The sequence below is a fragment of the Dyadobacter sp. CY345 genome (genome assembly GCF_021502725.1).
In the GTDB taxonomy this organism is placed as follows: domain Bacteria; phylum Bacteroidota; class Bacteroidia; order Cytophagales; family Spirosomataceae; genus Dyadobacter.
The window spans coordinates 107,118-124,271 of the sequence record NZ_JAKFFS010000003.1 but is presented as its reverse complement, the minus strand read 5'-3'; the positions used below and the strand labels follow the sequence as shown (position 1 = coordinate 124,271).

At 41.9% G+C, this 17,154-nt stretch carries 12 protein-coding genes; 7 read left to right on the top strand and 5 right to left on the bottom strand.

All coding sequences use genetic code 11. The features are described 5' to 3' along the window. Positions 1–90 precede the first annotated feature (90 nt). The gene (mfd, locus tag L0657_RS14325) at positions 91–3,441 is read left to right on the top strand and encodes a transcription-repair coupling factor (RefSeq protein ID WP_235151489.1); all 3,351 of its coding nucleotides are present in this window, start codon (positions 91–93) and stop codon (positions 3,439–3,441) included. Positions 3,442–3,540: 99 nt separating this feature from the next. Then, entirely contained in the window at positions 3,541–4,800 is a 1,260-nt protein-coding gene (gene gldJ, locus L0657_RS14320) for a gliding motility lipoprotein GldJ (protein WP_235151488.1), read from the top strand. A gap of 78 nt (positions 4,801–4,878) precedes the next feature. Here gldJ and L0657_RS14315 read toward each other — a convergent pair whose 3' ends face one another. Further along, positions 4,879–5,571 (bottom strand): ComF family protein, encoded by a 693-nt coding sequence (locus L0657_RS14315; protein ID WP_235151487.1) that lies wholly within the window; start codon positions 5,569–5,571, stop codon positions 4,879–4,881. 121 nt (positions 5,572–5,692) lie between these two features. On the opposite strand from L0657_RS14315, the gene L0657_RS14310 reads away from it, so the two are divergent. After that, positions 5,693–7,054, top strand: a complete 1,362-nt coding sequence (locus L0657_RS14310) for a dihydroorotase (protein ID WP_235151486.1) — start codon at positions 5,693–5,695, stop codon at positions 7,052–7,054. On the opposite strand, the gene L0657_RS14305 is transcribed toward L0657_RS14310, so the two are convergent. The 3 genes from L0657_RS14305 to L0657_RS14295 all read right to left on the bottom strand — a co-directional run bounded on the left by L0657_RS14305 (position 7,037) and on the right by L0657_RS14295 (position 11,590). Then, a complete protein-coding gene (locus L0657_RS14305) occupies positions 7,037–7,462 on the bottom strand; it encodes a (deoxy)nucleoside triphosphate pyrophosphohydrolase (RefSeq protein WP_235151485.1) in 426 nt (141 codons plus the stop codon). The two genes, L0657_RS14310 and L0657_RS14305, sit on opposite strands and share 18 nt — an antisense overlap. A gap of 138 nt (positions 7,463–7,600) precedes the next feature. Beyond that, positions 7,601–8,626: a Holliday junction branch migration DNA helicase RuvB gene (gene ruvB / locus L0657_RS14300; RefSeq protein ID WP_235151484.1), complete on the bottom strand. Its 1,026-nt coding sequence runs from the start codon at positions 8,624–8,626 to the stop codon at positions 7,601–7,603. Between the two features lie 90 nt (positions 8,627–8,716). Next, on the bottom strand, positions 8,717–11,590 hold the full coding sequence (locus L0657_RS14295; protein ID WP_235151483.1) for a PKD domain-containing protein: 2,874 nt from the start codon (positions 11,588–11,590) through the stop codon (positions 8,717–8,719). A gap of 225 nt (positions 11,591–11,815) precedes the next feature. On the opposite strand from L0657_RS14295, the gene L0657_RS14290 reads away from it, so the two are divergent. Together L0657_RS14290 and L0657_RS14285 are read left to right on the top strand one after the other, a co-directional pair. Next, positions 11,816–12,844, top strand: coding sequence for a type IX secretion system membrane protein PorP/SprF (locus tag L0657_RS14290; RefSeq protein ID WP_235151482.1), 1,029 nt, complete (start codon positions 11,816–11,818; stop codon positions 12,842–12,844). Between the two features lie 131 nt (positions 12,845–12,975). After that, complete coding sequence (locus tag L0657_RS14285; RefSeq protein ID WP_235151481.1) at positions 12,976–13,764, top strand: NIPSNAP family protein; 789 nt, start codon at positions 12,976–12,978, stop codon at positions 13,762–13,764. Positions 13,765–14,047: 283 nt separating this feature from the next. Here L0657_RS14285 and murQ read toward each other — a convergent pair whose 3' ends face one another. Next, positions 14,048–14,851, bottom strand: a complete 804-nt coding sequence (murQ, locus tag L0657_RS14280; protein WP_235151480.1) for an N-acetylmuramic acid 6-phosphate etherase — start codon at positions 14,849–14,851, stop codon at positions 14,048–14,050. Positions 14,852–15,187: 336 nt separating this feature from the next. On the opposite strand from murQ, the gene ilvD reads away from it, so the two are divergent. After that, on the top strand, positions 15,188–16,873 hold the full coding sequence (gene ilvD, locus L0657_RS14275) for a dihydroxy-acid dehydratase (protein WP_234650954.1): 1,686 nt from the start codon (positions 15,188–15,190) through the stop codon (positions 16,871–16,873). Positions 16,874–16,900: 27 nt separating this feature from the next. Continuing rightward, a complete protein-coding gene (locus L0657_RS14270) occupies positions 16,901–17,149 on the top strand; it encodes a CopG family transcriptional regulator (protein WP_234650956.1) in 249 nt (82 codons plus the stop codon). Positions 17,150–17,154: the final 5 nt, after the last annotated feature.

Here is a 17,154-nt window from a genome sequence, read left to right as displayed (position 1 = left end):
AAGCCGACCGGGAAAATCCCTGGAACGGCTTTTTGTGTTTGATATAGTTTATAAAACCGGGGAATTTCCTCTAATAATTAAGATATACTTTTGGAAGTAAAAGATTTATTGACGCTATACGGAGGTGACAGTTATCTCGATCTGTTCATATCACAAATTGCCTCGAAAAAAGAAGATGCCGCACATATCCAGATCAAAGGATTAGTCGGGAGTCTGGATGCGGTAATTGCTGCGGCCATTCAGAAAAAAAAGAAAAGTCCGGCTTTATATATTTTGAGCGATCGGGAAGAGGCGGCATATTTTCAAAATGACTTGCAGAATTTGTTGGGCAAAACGGAGGTTTTATACTATCCAACGTCCTACAAACGCCCGTATCATTACGAAGAAGTGGATAATGCCAATGTTCTGATGCGCGGAGAAATCCTGAACAAACTGAACGTTGCCAAGCCAGGACCTTTTCAAATTGTAACATATCCCGAAGCACTATTTGAAAAAGTAATCAACAAAAGATCGTTGATTGCCAACACTTTTTCTGTGAAAGTAGGCGAGAAGCTGGATCCGTCATTTCTGACAGAATTCCTGACCAGTTATGGGTTTGAAATTACCGACTTTGTTTTCGAAGCCGGACAATTTTCTGTGCGTGGAGGTATCCTGGATGTTTTCTCATTTGCCAGCGAACATCCGTTCCGTATCGAACTTTTTGGAGATGAAGTGGAAAGTATCCGATCTTTTGATCCCGATACCCAGCTTTCGATTGAATCGGCAAAACAAATTAATATTGTTCCTGATATCCAGCAAAAACTGGTTCATGAGACGAGAGAATCTTTCATGGATTTCCTCGACGAGAGTGCTGTGTTATGGTTTAAAGACGCAGAATTGACACTCGAAGTAATTGAAAATTGTTTCGAAAGAGCAGAAAAAGCCTTGCAGGAAGTCACCAGCGGAGGCGTTCAGATCGTTTCGAATCCGGCCGATTTGTTTGAAACAAGACGTGGTTTTTTAAATCAGGTCAAGAAATTCAAAACCGTAGAATTCGGACGGAGATTTTATTTTAAAACTGAAAACAAACTCCCCTATTCCTCCAAACCGCAACCCTCTTTTAACAAGGACTTTAAGCGTTTGCTCGACGATCTTTCTGAAAATCAATCCAAAGGTTTTGTCAATATCATTGTTGCAGAACAGCCGAAACAGCTGGACCGTTTGGAAAGGATTTTTGAAGATCTTGATCCCTTTGTGAAATTTCAGCCAATACCGAACATTTCACTCCGGGAAGGTTTTATTGATGAAAATCTGAAAATTGCCTGTTACACCGATCACCAGATTTTTGCCCGTTTTCATAAATATCGTTTAAAAGAGAAATTCAGCAAGTCGAAAGCGATTACGCTGAAAGAACTGAAATCGCTTCATCCGGGCGATTTTGTTACGCACGTGGATTATGGTATCGGCCGTTTTGCCGGTATGGAGCGGAAAGATGTGAATGGAAAAGAGCAGGAAGCAATCCGTCTGATTTACCGAGACAATGATTTGCTATATGTAAGTGTGCATAACCTGCATAAAATTGCTAAATATACCGGCAAGGAAGGCACGCCGCCAGCGATGAGCAAATTGGGTTCGGGAGAATGGGAAGCGAAAAAATCAAGAGTTAAAAAACAACTTAAAGATATTGCCCACGAGCTGATTGCGCTTTATGCAAAACGTCGCCAGGCACCTGGTTTCCAGTTTTCTCCCGACAATTATATGCAGGCCGAATTGGAATCGTCATTTATTTATGAGGATACGCCGGATCAGGCAACGGCTATTTCCAGTGTCAAAGATGATATGGAAAAAGGCCATCCGATGGATCGTCTCGTTTGTGGTGATGTTGGTTTTGGAAAAACGGAAGTGGCAATCCGGGCTGCTTTTAAGGCGGTTTGTGATAGCAAACAAGTGGCTGTGTTGGTACCAACGACGATTTTGGCAATGCAGCATTTTAAAACTTTCAGTGAACGTTTGTCTGATTTTCCGGCAAAAGTCGGTTATATCAACCGATTTAAATCGACAAAACAAATTAAAGACACGCTGAAAGAAGCAGCCGAAGGCAAAATTGATATCCTGATCGGGACGCACCGCATTTTGAATAAAGATGTGCAGTTTAAAGATTTGGGTCTTTTGATTGTAGATGAGGAACAGAAATTTGGTGTAAAAGCAAAAGACCGTTTGAAAGAAATGCGCGTGAATGTGGATGTTTTGACGTTAACAGCTACGCCGATTCCAAGAACGCTTCATTTCTCATTAATGGGTGCACGTGATCTTTCGGTTATTGCCACACCACCGCCAAACCGCCAGCCGGTAACGACGGAAGTTCATTCATTCAGTGAAGAATTTATTCGCGATGCCATCAGTTTTGAAGTGCAGCGCGGCGGACAGGTTTTCTTTGTGCATAATCGTGTGAATGATATTGAGTCGATTGCCAACATTATTATGCGTCTGGTTCCGGAAGTAAGAATCGGTGTGGCGCATGGACAGATGGATGGCGACAAGCTTGAAAAGGTAATGGTAGATTTTATTGAAGGAGAATACGATATTTTGGTTTCAACTAATATTATTGAATCCGGAATTGATATTGCCAATGCCAATACGATCATTATTAACTCTGCGCACATGTTCGGACTTTCGGATCTGCATCAGATGCGTGGCCGGGTAGGGCGTTCCAACAGAAAAGCATTCTGTTACCTTTTAACACCAAATGCGTCTACCTTAGCCAGTGATTCCAGAAAACGTTTGCAAACTTTGGAGGAATTCTCGGAACTTGGAGATGGTTTCAAGGTGGCGATGCGCGATCTTGATATTCGTGGGGCAGGAAATTTATTGGGTGCTGAACAAAGTGGTTTTGTAAATGATCTGGGTTATGAGTTGTATCACAAAATGCTGGATGAAGCGGTTGCTGAGTTGAAAAATAATGAGTTTAAAGATTTGTTCTCAAACGCACTTGGTCTTCCTAAAAAACTATTGCCGGATTGCCAGATTGAGACAGATTTTGCAACCTTGATTCCAGAAACTTACGTTAAAAATATTTCGGAAAGACTTTCGTTGTATACGCGTCTTGATGATATGAAGACAAATGAGGAACTGATTGGTTTTGAAAAAGAAATCCTTGACCGTTTCGGGCCGTTGCCAAAAGAAGTGGAGGATTTGCTGAAAACAGTCCGGTTGCGTTGGGAAGCAGAAGGGTTGTATTTTGAAAAATTGACATTGAAAAGCAATACATTGAAAGGATACTTCGTTACTTCGCAGAACGATGAGTTTTTTCAGTCGCCAAGATTTGGGAAGGTTATCGATTATATCAAAATGCATCCAAGACAAAGCTCATTGAAAGACCAGAAAGGGAAACTGATGCTGATCTATGAAAATGTGCAAAGTATTGACCAGGCGCATAAGATTTTAGTGGAAATGTGTCAATAATGGATTTATAGCAAATAAGTTCGATTGATTTCATACATTTGCAGTTTCGCATACTATTAAATACCAAACACTCTAAGTCACTTTAAAGCAATGATTTGCATGCATAAGATGGGTATCCGATCGATCGCGTTGATACTGATTGTGTTATTAGCGGCTACTTCGTGTAGTAAGAAAAAAAGGCCAACGAGCTTAAAGCCTGGAAAAGAAAGTTCAAAAACAGGCCTGGCGTATAATGGCAAGGATGGATATCAGGTGAAACAATACAAAGCATTGCCTGCTGGTCCTGACTTGGTTTATATTGAAGGAGGGCGTTTCACCATGGGATCTTTGGAAGAAGATGTTATGAACAGACGCGATAATCCGAAACGTACGGTAAGTATCCAGTCGTTCTATATGGACCAGACGGAAGTTGCCAACGTTCATTACCTTGAATATTTAAATGCTATTCAAAAGGATTCATCTGAAGAATTTTACAGTAAAGCTTTACCTGATACCGCTGTTTGGTACAATGAATTATCCTTTAATGATTCATACGTAACGATGTATCTTCGTCACCCTGGTTTCCGTTTATATCCTGTTGTAGGGGTTTCATGGGTTCAGGCAAATGATTACTGTGCGTGGAGAACGGCTGCTGTCAGCATAAGCAATAATGCTGCTGGTACAAAAGCAGGTCAGCCTAAAAAAGGATTTTCGATTGGGAAAAAGAAGAAAGCTGCCGCTGCTGCCGAAGCTGAGTCAGTTGCTTCTGCGGAACCTGCAAAACTTACTATTGAAAGTGGTTATGTAATGCCTCCGTACCGTCTTCCAACCGAAGCAGAATTTGAATATGCTGCCATCGCGATGATCGGTACGCAATATGCTGATGAGAATCAGTCAAACCAGCGTATCTATCCATGGGATGGCTCAACAATGCGTCAGCCACGTGGTCGTAAGCAGGGAACTATGCTTGCAAACTTCAAACGCGGACCTGGGGATTATGCAGGTATTGCAGGTAAATCGAATGATGGTGCGATTATTACACAAGAGATTCGTTCGTATCCAGCAAATGATAATGGTCTTTACGATATGGCTGGAAACGTTAGCGAATGGGTATATGACGTTTACCGTCCGCTTTCCAACAATGACGTAAATGATTTGAATGCATTCCGTCGTGATGGATATCAGGATGAAGCAAAAAATTACGATGCTAAAAACAGCAATTCGTTAATCAATGATAACCTTCGTGTATACAAAGGTGGATCATGGTCTGACGTAGCATACTGGTTATCTCCTGGAACGCGTCGTTACATGGATCAGGATTCTGCTACTGCATCAGTTGGTTTCCGTTGCGCAATGATTGCTACAGGTAGCCACAAATAAGAAATATATTTTTGTTTAAATATGAAAAGAGCCGTTGCCTGTTTGGCGACGGCTCTTTTTTGATACATACAAGATAATTTAATGCTGAGTAGAGGCAATGGTCAGGACTATAAACTCGGTACAGCCGGCATCCAGTAAAACCTCGATACAAGCTTCAATCGTCGCGCCTGTGGTCAGTACGTCATCCATAATAATTACCTTTTTACCTTTAACATCTCCTTTTACAACAAAAACACCACGTACATTTTCCCATCGTTCATTTCTTGTTTTTCCTGTCTGAGTTTCGGTATACTTCGCCCGCAAAAGCACATCGCCTGACCATGGAATAGTTGATGCTTTTGAAAATCCCTCTGCCAGTTTATCACTTTGGTTGTAGCCGCGGCTCTTCAATTTTCTTTTATGGAGCGGCACACTGATAATTAAATCAGCATCGGGCAGCATATTATTTTCTAACATTTCCTGTCCAAACATATAACCCAATTCCACACCGACCTCAGGCTGTCCCTTATATTTCAAGGCATGCAAAAGCTTTTGAACCTTGCCCTTTTTTGTAAATAAAAGGAAGGCATGCGTTTCCGATACTTCATGACGGTCTAAAAACTTTTGTCCGATTGTTTCAGAGAAAATACTATCCTGACTTGCGCGAGGAAGTGCAATCCGGCATGCGGTACAAATGACATTTTCATTGCCGATCAATCCTTTATCACAAGCCGCACAGCAACGCGGAAAAATTAAATCCACAAAATCAAACCAAATGGATATCAGGCTCATGAAGAATTTTGAATGATAGAGTGAGAGAATGACCGAATTATTTAGCCTGTCAGCGCAGACTTGTTAACTTTACCACTTCAATACTATCTTTGGATTTTTACTTAACTATTCCGGTTACGCGATGAATACCCTTATTCTGAATGCCCGCGTCGTGAACGAAAACACGATTCAGGAATCTGACGTATATATTAGCAATGGTCACATTGAACGTATTGGCAAAAACCTGCAGCATCTTGCAGCCGACAGAATTATCGATGCAAAAGGCACGTATTTACTTCCCGGCGTAATAGATGATCAGGTTCATTTCAGAGAACCCGGTTTGACTTATAAGGCAGATATTCATTCAGAAGCGCGCGCCGGGGTCGCAGGAGGCGTAACTTCTTTCATGGAAATGCCTAATACTGTTCCGAATGCGCTGACGCAGCAATTGTTACAGGATAAATATGACATTGCAGAAAGAACCTCTCTGGCCAATTATTCCTTCTTCATGGGCGGCTCAAACAGCAATTATGACGAGGTAATGCGTACTGACCCGACGCAGGTTTGTGGTATCAAAATCTTCATGGGCTCTTCCACTGGAAATATGTTGGTAGATTCGCCGGAAGTGCTTGAAAAACTCTTCGCCAATGCACCCATGTTGATCGCGACACATTGTGAAGACGAAGCAACAGTTCGCCACAGAATGGAATTTTATAAAGAGAAATACGGCGAAAATGTTCCCTATGATATTCACGCTTTGATCAGAAATGAGGAAGCCTGTCTGATTTCTTCTTCATTTGCCAGTGGACTTGCACATAAACATGGCACGAGATTACATATCCTGCATATCTCAACGGGAGATGAAGTATCTCTTTTTGAAGTAGGAGAGCGTAAAAACGGGAAAATATTATTGGCAAATGGTTCTCCGAAACTGGTAACTTCGGAAGCATGTGTTCATCATTTATGGTTTGACGCCGAAGATTACCACACGCTGGGAAATAAAATAAAATGTAATCCGGCCATCAAAGCACCTCATCATAAGGAAGCCATTTTCCAGGCACTTTTAGATAACCGCATCGATGTAATTGCAACCGATCATGCGCCACATACCATCGAAGAAAAAGCACTTCCATACTGGCAGGCACCTTCCGGTTTGCCTTTGATTCAGCATACGCTGAATGTGATGCTGGAATTCAGCAAAAAGGGAAAGATTCCATTAGAACGGGTAGCTGAAAAAATGAGCCATGCGGTGGCAGATTGTTTCCAGATTAAAGAGCGCGGATATATTCGTGAAGGTTACTGGGCAGATCTGGTATTGGTTGACCTTGACGGAACGACATCGGTACAACCTTCAAATTTGTATTCAAAATGCGGCTGGTCTCCATTTGAAGGAACAAATTTCCATTCTGTGATCACACATACTTTCGTCTCAGGCCACCTTGCCTATGAAAACGGGAATTTTGACGAAACAGTGAAAGGAAGCAGATTAGAATTTTCCCGCTAGGTAGTCAAAGTAACTTTTGATAACACCTAAATCGGCTTCTGTCCAATCGAGCGAGGGTAGATCTTCTGGTGTAAGCCATAAGATCTGCTCATGTTCGGTAAGCGTAATATTGTAAGTGCGAAGGTTACAAACGAAAGGAACAAGAATAATTTCCCGCCATCCCTGATCTTTGGTTGTGACCGGCAGTTTTTGAATTATATCAATTTCGACGTCAAGTTCTTCCCGGATCTCACGAACCAGCGTTTCCTCATCCGTTTCATTGTCTTCCTGCTTGCCACCGGGAAATTCCCATTGCAGGGGAAATGAAAGCGCAGCATTACGCTGACCAGCTAGTACTTTTCCATTATGCTCAATAATGGCGCAAGGAACGCGGACGACTAATTTTACAGCAACAATACTTTCGACCATACCCAACGGTGACACAAAATTTACCGCAAAAGTACAGAGTATAATCGAGAAAAACCAGCGAGTATTGAATTGATTTTCAAGACTTCACTGGTTTTACCGTTAAATAAAAATATGAAAATTTCGTGATCTTGTTTTGGGTTAAAACAGTTCTCCTGATCTGTGTCTGGGCAGTATTCCCAAATGCCTGTAAGCTTTTTCAGTCACTTCCCGTCCACGCGAAGTCCGCTTCATATAACCTTCCTGGATCAGGAACGGCTCATACACTTCCTCAATCGTTTCTGCCTCTTCTCCGCAGGCTGTCGCGATGGTTGAAAGTCCGACTGGCCCGCCTTTAAATTTTTCTATAATGGTCGTCAAAATCCGATTATCCATTTCATCCAGTCCATTTTGATCAACGTTGAGCGCCAATAATGCCATTTGGGCAATAGGAATCGTAATTTTACCAGTGCCTTTTACCTGAGCAAAATCCCGGGTCCGGCGTAACAGATTATTGGCAATACGAGGGGTTCCACGGCTGCGTCGGGCAATTTCGAACGCGGCGTCGTCTTCCAGCGGCGTTCCCAGAATAATAGCGGAACGTTTGAGGATTGAAGCCAATAATTGCGCATCATAATATTCGAGCCGCGCATTGATACCAAAACGCGCACGTAGTGGCGAAGTCAGCATACCCGCCCTCGTTGTAGCACCGATCAATGTAAACGGATTCAGGCCGATCTGGATACTGCGTGCATTAGGCCCGCTGTCGAGCATAATATCGATCTTGTAATCTTCCATCGCAGAATACAGATATTCTTCAACAACCGGATTCAGACGGTGGATTTCATCGATAAAAAGTACATCGTGTTCCTGCAAATTTGTTAACAGACCTGCAAGATCGCTTGGTTTATCTAAAACCGGCCCGGACGTTATTTTGATACCTGCCGCAAGTTCATTGGCTATGATATGCGACAAAGTAGTTTTGCCCAAACCCGGAGGCCCGTGCAGCAAAACATGATCCAGCGCATCACCGCGTTGTTTGGCCGCCTGAACAAATATTTTAAGGTTTTCAAGAATTTTATCCTGTCCTGTAAAATCGTCAAACGACAACGGACGCAGTGCCCGGTCAATATCTTTGTCAGTATTGGAAAGAGTTTCTTTATCTCCGGACAGATAATCCTGGCGCATAAGCTTTTTGCTACTATTAAGTTACGTTCTGATTAAAACATAACGATTTTTTAATCAAAAATAACCGTTTTTAATGGCAAAACCGAACTTCTAGCGCACCACCATCACCGACCCGCGAATTACGACCGGATTTCTTTCAGGGAAATATTCAGCTTCGTATGACACCACATAAGGATAAACGCCCGGCTGCACTTTGACACCCTTGTAAGTTCCGTCCCATTTATCTTCAATGGAGTTTGTCGCATAAATCACTTCTCCCCAACGGTTGTAGACTCTGATGGAATAATTGATATAATAAGCGCCGAAAACATCCAGATTCTCATTTTGCCCGTCACCATTAGGTGTAAAAGCATCCGGAATAAAGAAACGAGGCTCACATTGATCCAGCACCGTTGTGGATTGCCGGGCCACACATCCTTCTTTATTTGTCGCCAGAACGGTAAAGACTCCCTCTGTGTTTACGGTTACCGTCTGTGTGGTATCACCGGAATGCGGCCATTCATAATGTAAGACATCGCTTCCGTTAGCATTTAGAATGGTGGAGCCTCCGTCTGGAATACAGATATAATATTCAGGTGCCAATCGTAAAATTGGCGATGGCAATTCTGTAACCTGAAGCGTGTCATAGTTGTAACAATCATTACCATTTTTAACCTGAACGAAGTAAGTACCAGGCTGACGCACTGTAATGCTTCGGGTATCTTCACCGGTATTCCACAAAAATTCCCGCCATGTCAATCCAGGCGCAGTAATCAGAATGGAACTGTCACGGCACATGGTTGTATCGGCACCGAGTTCAAATGGAGGTGGTTTTCGGAGAGTGACCTCAGTTGTATCCGCTGTAAAACAATCTCTTCTTGGACCATTATAAGCTACCGCTATGTAACGGCCAGTAGCTGTCACCCGTAATGTTCTCGAACGGCTGACAATTCTACCACGGTTATACCATTCATAAACCTGAGCCGTGATACCCATATCCAACTGAATGTATTGTCCACAAGTATCAATATTAGCCCTGAGGTTCATGGCAGGAGGTGTTTCATAAATCACAATGGTATCCCTCGTAACCATTGTAGTACAGTCATTCATCTGACGTAATGTAACTTCATAACTTCCAGGCTGAGTGTAAATGTGTGACGCTTGTTGCTGTTCCTTGGATGGAGCAGTAGGGGCAGTTCCGTCACCAAAGTTCCAGCTGTATGTATCTTCTTTTGGATCACAAATCGGCCCGGCTTCGAAATTTGTTGGTTCATTCGTACAAAAACCATCCGCAGAAAATCCCGGCCCGGATGCCTCCTGAGTAAAATCCTGAACCATACTTGGCAATCCTAACTCACTTTTCTTTCCACCGAGATTCACGCCTTCTTTCTCATATTCAATGGCAGAGGCAGAATTTCGCTCCGGTTCTCCGATAGAAGCCAGATAGTCACTTCCTTCAATAGCCATGTATATTTTGCCATCAGGGGCTATCTGCAAAGCACCGTATTTTTCTGTTGCCGAACTATCGATGACAAGCGCAGATTCTACAATCAAGCTGTCACTAAAAGTCAGATCAAACTGTTTCAGATAAGACTTAGAACTGCCTTCCCCTTGAAAGGAAACATACATTTTTTCGCCACTGGGTGAAAATTCAATACCGTATGCAGTGGGCGGGGCAGGACCGAGGTCAAGTGTTTTATTATAGGTAAGAACGCCCGTAGAATCATTGAAATTAAAAAGCTCCACATAATTCGTAGGAGGACCGGGGATAATCACAGCCAGCTGCCGTGCTCCGGTGCTGTCTGCGGCAGAAAACTTCATATAACCCTCAGCCTCATTTGGCGAATCATGTGCCATACCTAATTCAGGAGAACTGGTTTCAGTCAAACCGCCGGTTGTAGCATGGAAAATACGGAATTTGTTGGTACCGTAATCATGAGAAATCACCCAATAAGTACTATCTCTTTTATTTTGAACAGCGGCGATACGCTCTGTTGTTGGCTGTTGTAAAGTCGTATTTTGTTCAATAATTTCACCTTTTCCGAAATTAAGTCGCATATCCACGACACTCTTTGTTAAAAATTTACTACCCTCAATTTCCGTGGTAGTAAAAACATTAAACAAATATTCACAGCCCTTACATGTAGGCTGCGGTACTATCAATACAGATTGTGTAGAACTAGGACTTCCTTTAAGAGGCTCACATGTACCACTGAAAGCACACTGCATCTCTTCATTATCTCGATTATAAATCTTTATCCCATCCGAATAAAACTGTAAGATACCCTTTGAGTTTGCAATAGACGATGATCCTTCGGGCGTATTAACTTTCCCATCTGTAATTGGAGCCGGCGGAGAACTTGAAAAATCAAGTCCGGCATTTCCCCCGAAGAACCATTTTGCACCTTCCTGATTAGCAGGCTCCATGCAGATTTTTACGTTTACACGGTCCTGAAGCTTACAACCATTAGGCATAATCACCTCAACAGAATAACAGCCTGAGCTGTCAACTTCCAATGTAGGTGTAGTTTCACCTTTAGGATACCACAAATACGTGGCTCCATCAGGGGCTCCATTTGGATATGGATTGAGGACTAAACTTGTATTGGGACAAATGGTGGTATCTGACTTCCATTCTTGAAATGGAGGAGGAACTTCTCCTATTGTTATCGTTTGTTGCTCAGTAGTTTTACTTCCATTTGCAAATGTCCTGGTTAATGTTACGGTAAATGGTTGTGCTGTTTTGTATGCATGAAGCGGATTCCTGACAATATCGGTTCCGCCATCACCAAAATCCCACTCCCATGCAATAGCCGTGCTATTCGGGTCTTCTGTAAACACAGTTCCATCCTCGGCACAAGCCGGACTTGGAACGCAAGTTTCAGTTACGGTAAAAGTCTGCGCATTCGCAAAACCCGTCGCCAGGAATAGCAAAAAGAAAAATGAATAAAATATTTTCCGATGTGTATTATAAAATCGCCTCATGTTTCGTTACTAAATCAATCATCCCTACCCCGCCAATTAAATATTCTTGTTACCCGATCATTCTAACGAAAATAATATGTTAAAATTTTGTGTGGTAATGTCTTAAAAACCATAGTAATTTGAATATTAATACGCAATGTGGCGACAATTTGTGAATTAAAATTTGTAATTTTTTACGTCTCTATACACATTTCGCCTTAAATAGCGGACAAAGTTTATTATTATATGATAAAGCGTTTACTCTCTATTTTCTTTATGACACTGCTCAGCCTCGAAGGTTGGAGTCAGGATCCGCAATTCTCGCAGTTTTATGCTAACCCGTTGTACCTTAATCCCGCCCTTGCAGGTGGCGCGCTTGCTCCTCGTCTGACTGCCAATTACAGAAATCAGTGGCCAGCACTTTCAGCCAATTTTGTGACGGCATCTTTCGGAGCGGATGTATTTCTTCCTAACTACAATAGTGGAATCGGAGTTCAGGTAACGACAGACAGCCAGGGATTAGGTAATCTTAAAGCCACTGACATAGCACTTCAATATGCTTATCAAATCAACCTAAACGATGTTACTTCGCTCCGATTAGGTATTCAGGGCGGTTTTTCTTCACGTTCACTTGATTATTATGGATTGACATTCGGCGATCAGTTTACCAATGGAGGGTTTACCGGAAACCCTTCGACAGATCCTTTTGCGCAAGGAGGCCCAAATGTTTCCTATGCTGATTTCTCAACAGGTATGATGGTCTATTCGGATTGGTACTGGCTTGGACTTGCGGCGCATCATATCAACCGGCCAAATCAGGCATTCAGCGGAACAGAAGCAAGACTGCCGGTAAAAGCAAGCTTGCAGGCTGGTCTTCGGATACCGTTTGCTGGTTATACGTTTTTAGGAAATGAGATTGATAAAGAAAAAAGTATTTCGCCAGCCATTTTATACAAAAAACAAGGAAAATATGACCAGTTGGATATGGGGCTTTATGTGACGATCGAGCCCTTGGTTTTAGGAATGTGGTATCGTGGAATTCCTTTTAAGAAATATGAGCCCTCTATTAATAACCATGAGTCTCTAGTTTTTCTTGCCGGTTTTCGCCAGGATAAATTTTCGATTGGATATAGTTATGATTTGACCATTTCGACATTGGGAGCGGGAAGTGGAGGAGCACATGAGATTTCGCTTTCGTATATCTTCGAACCGCTGACTCCAAAACCAAGACGTTCAAGAAGTAGTAAAAATCAGCTGTCTTGCCCGAAATTTTAGGAGGATTATAGATTTTATTGCTAAAAATCAATGCAGACAAGCTATTGTCTGCATTTTTTATACAGTATAAAATTAAAAACGTTTTCTTTTTAGTTTAAACTTATACAACAATAGAGAGCGATCTTATTTTTATGAACAAGCCCCAAAAACGTACTTTTCTTTTAAGCCTTCTTATGTTAGCGTTATCCATAGCCTCGATAGCAGCAGCGCCTAAAAGAGAATTTTATGAAATTAAAATGTATCATTTGAAAGACAAAACGCAGGAAGCTGCTGTGGAAGCTTTCTTAAAAGATGCATACATACCAGCTTTACATCGTGCCGGAATTAAAGATGTGGGGGTTTTCAAGCCTGTTCCAAGTGATACCATGAGTGGAAAATTAATATATGTTTTCACGCCGTTGAGCTCTCTGGACCAACTTTTGACGCTTCCAAAATTGCTGGATAAGGATTCAAAATATCTGGAAGCTGGAAAAGATTATCTTGAAGCACCATTTAAAAACCCACCTTATGTGCGTATCGAAACGACGATTCTTCAAGCTTTTACTTCGATGCCGGTGCATTCGAAACCAAAGTTAAGTGCGCCGAAAAGCGAACGTGTATATGAAATGCGCAGTTATGAAGGACATACCGAGAGAAGATATCAGAACAAGGTAAAAATGTTCAACGATGGAGGAGAAATTCCGCTATTCGTTAGACTTGGATTTAATGCAGTTTTTTACGGAGAAGTAATTGCCGGAAGTCATCAGCCAAATTTGATGTACATGACTACTTTTGAAAATAAAGCTGACCGTGATGCTCATTGGAAATCTTTTAGTGATGACGCAGAGTGGGGTAAATTGAAAGTTAACCCGGAATATCAGAACAACGTATCAAAAAATACAAGTTTCTACATGTATCCAACTGAGTACTCAGATATTTAATTGTTAACAATATTTTGAAAAAGGTCAGAACTATCGGCATACTTCCGGTTATTCTGACCTTTTTCTTTTAACTAGTACAAATTACTGGCAGAGGAAATCCTGAAAGGATGACAGTATTATAGAGAATAGTTTAATTAATCAAGCAAAACCCTGAAAGGGTGGTATAGTTTGTGCTGAGATATTTATCTGTTATTTAATTTATTAAGATAAAAACACATTTTAATCGACCCTAACCAAACAATTCAAATGATATGAAAAATTTGATTTGCAGAGCTTATAACAACTACTTCCTCACCGCCTCAATTGCACCACGAACACTGCCATACTGATCCAGCAAGGATTCTGCCTCATCAGGCGAAACACCTAGTTCATCTATAATCATGTGGATCGCACGATTTACCAGTTTTTCATTGGTCATCTGCATATCCACCATTTTATTTCCTTTTACTTTTCCCAAACGGATCATCACAGCAGTGGAGATCATATTCAACACCAGTTTTTGTGCAGTACCAGATTTCATTCTTGTGCTTCCCGTTAGGAATTCTGGTCCGACAACCACTTCAACAGGAAACTCACAAGCGGCTGCAATAGGAGAACCGCTGTTGCAAACCACACAACCTGTCAGCAAACCAGCTTTTTTCGCTTCGTTTAATCCACCAATCACATATGGCGTGCGGCCGGAAGCGGCGAGCCCAATCAGCGTATCGTTTTCATCTAAATTATATGGAGCAAGATCAATCCAGGCCTGCGTCCAGTTATCTTCTGCATTTTCCACTGCTTTTCTGATCGCAATATCACCGCCGGCTATAATGCCCACTACCAAATCAAATGGAACACCAAAAGTTGGCGGGCATTCTGAAGCATCTACAACCCCTAAACGACCACTCGTTCCGGCACCGATATAAAATAAACGTCCGCCCTTTTTCATACGCGGAACGATCTCTTCGATCAAAGCTTCGATTTGAGGAATTACCTTTTGAACGGCATTGGGCACGGTCTGATCCTCCCGGTTTATTGAGTTCAAAATTTCATTGACACTCATTTGATCGAGATTATTGTAGAGAGATGATGATTCGGTTGTTAGCATGGAATGTTGCATTGATTGAAAACCAAAATTAATTATTTTCTGTGAACGAACCTTTACCAAATAAATAATATGGGATTTATCTAAGTATATCCGCAAATATTTGGCCTAAAATTTGGAAAATAAAAAGATAGGCTCCTAATTTGTAACACCAAGCGAGAGTTAGCGAAATTTCGCTAAAAACAATATTTTCGTTTTCCTATTGATTTATGTTAATCGTGCGTTCCATCTTCCTACTGATCGTAGTCACGTTTTTTACGTGAGTGAGATGTTAACGGCATATATCCGCACCTCACTCACCCGCTGAGTGAGGTGTTTTTTATCTTACAATAATTCACAATGGCGACAGAACTAAACAGATTTTCGAAAACCTTAACTCAGGAAGTTACAAACCCGGCAGCTCAGGCAATGCTTTACGGCATTGGATTAAAAGAAGAAGACATGGCAAAACCACAGATCGGTATTGCCAGTACAGGTTATGAAGGAAACCCTTGTAACATGCACTTAAATGGTCTTTCTGTTTATGTAAAACAAGGAATCACGGCTAATAATATGGTCGGCCTGATCTTCAATACGATTGGAGTTTCTGATGGTATGACCAACGGAAATGACGGGATGCGTTATTCACTTCCAAGTCGTGACATCATCGCAGATTCTATTGAAACTGTTGTTGCTGCGCAGTGGTATGATGGTGTGATCGCTGTGGTAGGTTGCGACAAAAATATGCCGGGTGCCGTTATGGCGATGGCGCGTTTAGACCGTCCTGCCATTATGGTATATGGTGGAACGATCCGTTCAGGTCATTATAAAGGACAAAAACTGGATATCGTTTCTGCTTTTGAAGCACTTGGTAAAAAGTTTGCCAACAATATTTCTGACGAAGATTATAAAGGAATAATTCAAAATTCAATTCCTGGGCAGGGTGCCTGCGGTGGTATGTATACTGCCAACACCATGGCCGCTTCCATTGAAGCAATGGGATTAAGTTTACCTTTCAGCAGTTCTTACCCGGCTACGCACGAAGGAAAACAGGAAGAATGCAAAAAAATAGGTGCGGCAATGAAAAATTTGCTGGAACTGAACATTACCCCGAAAGACATTATTACAAAAAAATCGCTTGAAAATGCCCTGACTGTGGTTATGGCATTGGGTGGTTCTACAAACGCAGCATTGCACTTTCTTGCGATTGCTCGTGCAGCAGATCTTCCTTTAACATTGGATGATATTCAGGCAATTTCCAACAAAGTGCCGTTTATCGCCGATCTTAAACCAAGCGGTAAATATTTCATGGAAGATATTCTTGCCATTGGCGGAGTACCTGCGGTTATGAAATATTTGTATTCAAAAGGACTGATCCACGGTGAATGTTTGACAGTAACCGGAAAAACTTTGGCTGAAGATTTGGCTGAAGCACCGGATCTTAATTTTGACACACAAAAAATTATTTTCCCGCTGGAAAACCCGATTAAGTCATCAGGACATATCCAGATTTTATACGGCAACCTTGCTCCAACGGGTTCTGTTGCAAAAATTACTGGTAAAGAAGGTTTGACATTTGATGGCGAAGCAAAAATCTGCGAGCATGAAACGGAGATTATTACCATGCTTTCCAAAGGAGAAATAAAAGAAGGTCACGTGGTGGTTATCCGTAATGCCGGACCAAAAGGCGGACCAGGTATGTCAGAAATGTTGAAGCCAACATCTGCGGTTATGGGAGCCGGACTGGGTGATAAAATTGCACTGATCACAGATGGTCGTTTCTCAGGAGGAACGCACGGATTTGTGGTGGGGCATATCACTCCGGAAGCATTTGACGGTGGCCCGATCGCACTTGTAAGAGATGGCGACAGAATCACAATTGATGCAAACACACGTCAACTGATTGTGCATATTTCTGATGAGGAAATGGCAGCACGCAAAGCGGCATGGGTACAGCCAGCACCGAAATTTACAAAAGGTATGTTGGGAAGATATATCCGCACGGTGAAATCTGCCAGTGAAGGATGTGTTACTGACGAAGCGTAATATTTCGTGCAAAAAGTATTGACAATTATGCAAGTCACATACACCAGCAAATTACCTGACACGCTACTCAAAGAATTAGAGTTAGTAGCGGCTAAGTTGAAGACGAGCAAAAAAGATGTCATTGCTGCGGCTCTTACCCATTATTTCGAAGAATTAAAAAAGGCTGAATACATAGCGTCTTTTAAGAAAGCAAAAGGTGAGCCTGAGATAATTGAAATGGCCGAGGAAGGCTTCGGAGATTATTCAAAATTGAGATTAAAAAATTCATCCGACTAAATAAG

Coding starts and splice junctions, on each gene's coding strand:
- gldJ (WP_235151488.1), top strand. CDS start 3,541: ATGCATAAGATGGGTATCCGATCGATCGCGTTGATACTGATTGTGTTA.
- L0657_RS14315 (WP_235151487.1), bottom strand. CDS start 5,571: ATGAGCCTGATATCCATTTGGTTTGATTTTGTGGATTTAATTTTTCCG.
- L0657_RS14310 (WP_235151486.1), top strand. CDS start 5,693: ATGAATACCCTTATTCTGAATGCCCGCGTCGTGAACGAAAACACGATT.
- L0657_RS14305 (WP_235151485.1), bottom strand. CDS start 7,462: ATGGTCGAAAGTATTGTTGCTGTAAAATTAGTCGTCCGCGTTCCTTGC.
- ruvB (WP_235151484.1), bottom strand. CDS start 8,626: ATGCGCCAGGATTATCTGTCCGGAGATAAAGAAACTCTTTCCAATACT.
- L0657_RS14295 (WP_235151483.1), bottom strand. CDS start 11,590: ATGAGGCGATTTTATAATACACATCGGAAAATATTTTATTCATTTTTC.
- L0657_RS14290 (WP_235151482.1), top strand. CDS start 11,816: ATGATAAAGCGTTTACTCTCTATTTTCTTTATGACACTGCTCAGCCTC.
- L0657_RS14285 (WP_235151481.1), top strand. CDS start 12,976: ATGAACAAGCCCCAAAAACGTACTTTTCTTTTAAGCCTTCTTATGTTA.
- murQ (WP_235151480.1), bottom strand. CDS start 14,851: ATGCTAACAACCGAATCATCATCTCTCTACAATAATCTCGATCAAATG.
- ilvD (WP_234650954.1), top strand. CDS start 15,188: ATGGCGACAGAACTAAACAGATTTTCGAAAACCTTAACTCAGGAAGTT.
- L0657_RS14270 (WP_234650956.1), top strand. CDS start 16,901: ATGCAAGTCACATACACCAGCAAATTACCTGACACGCTACTCAAAGAA.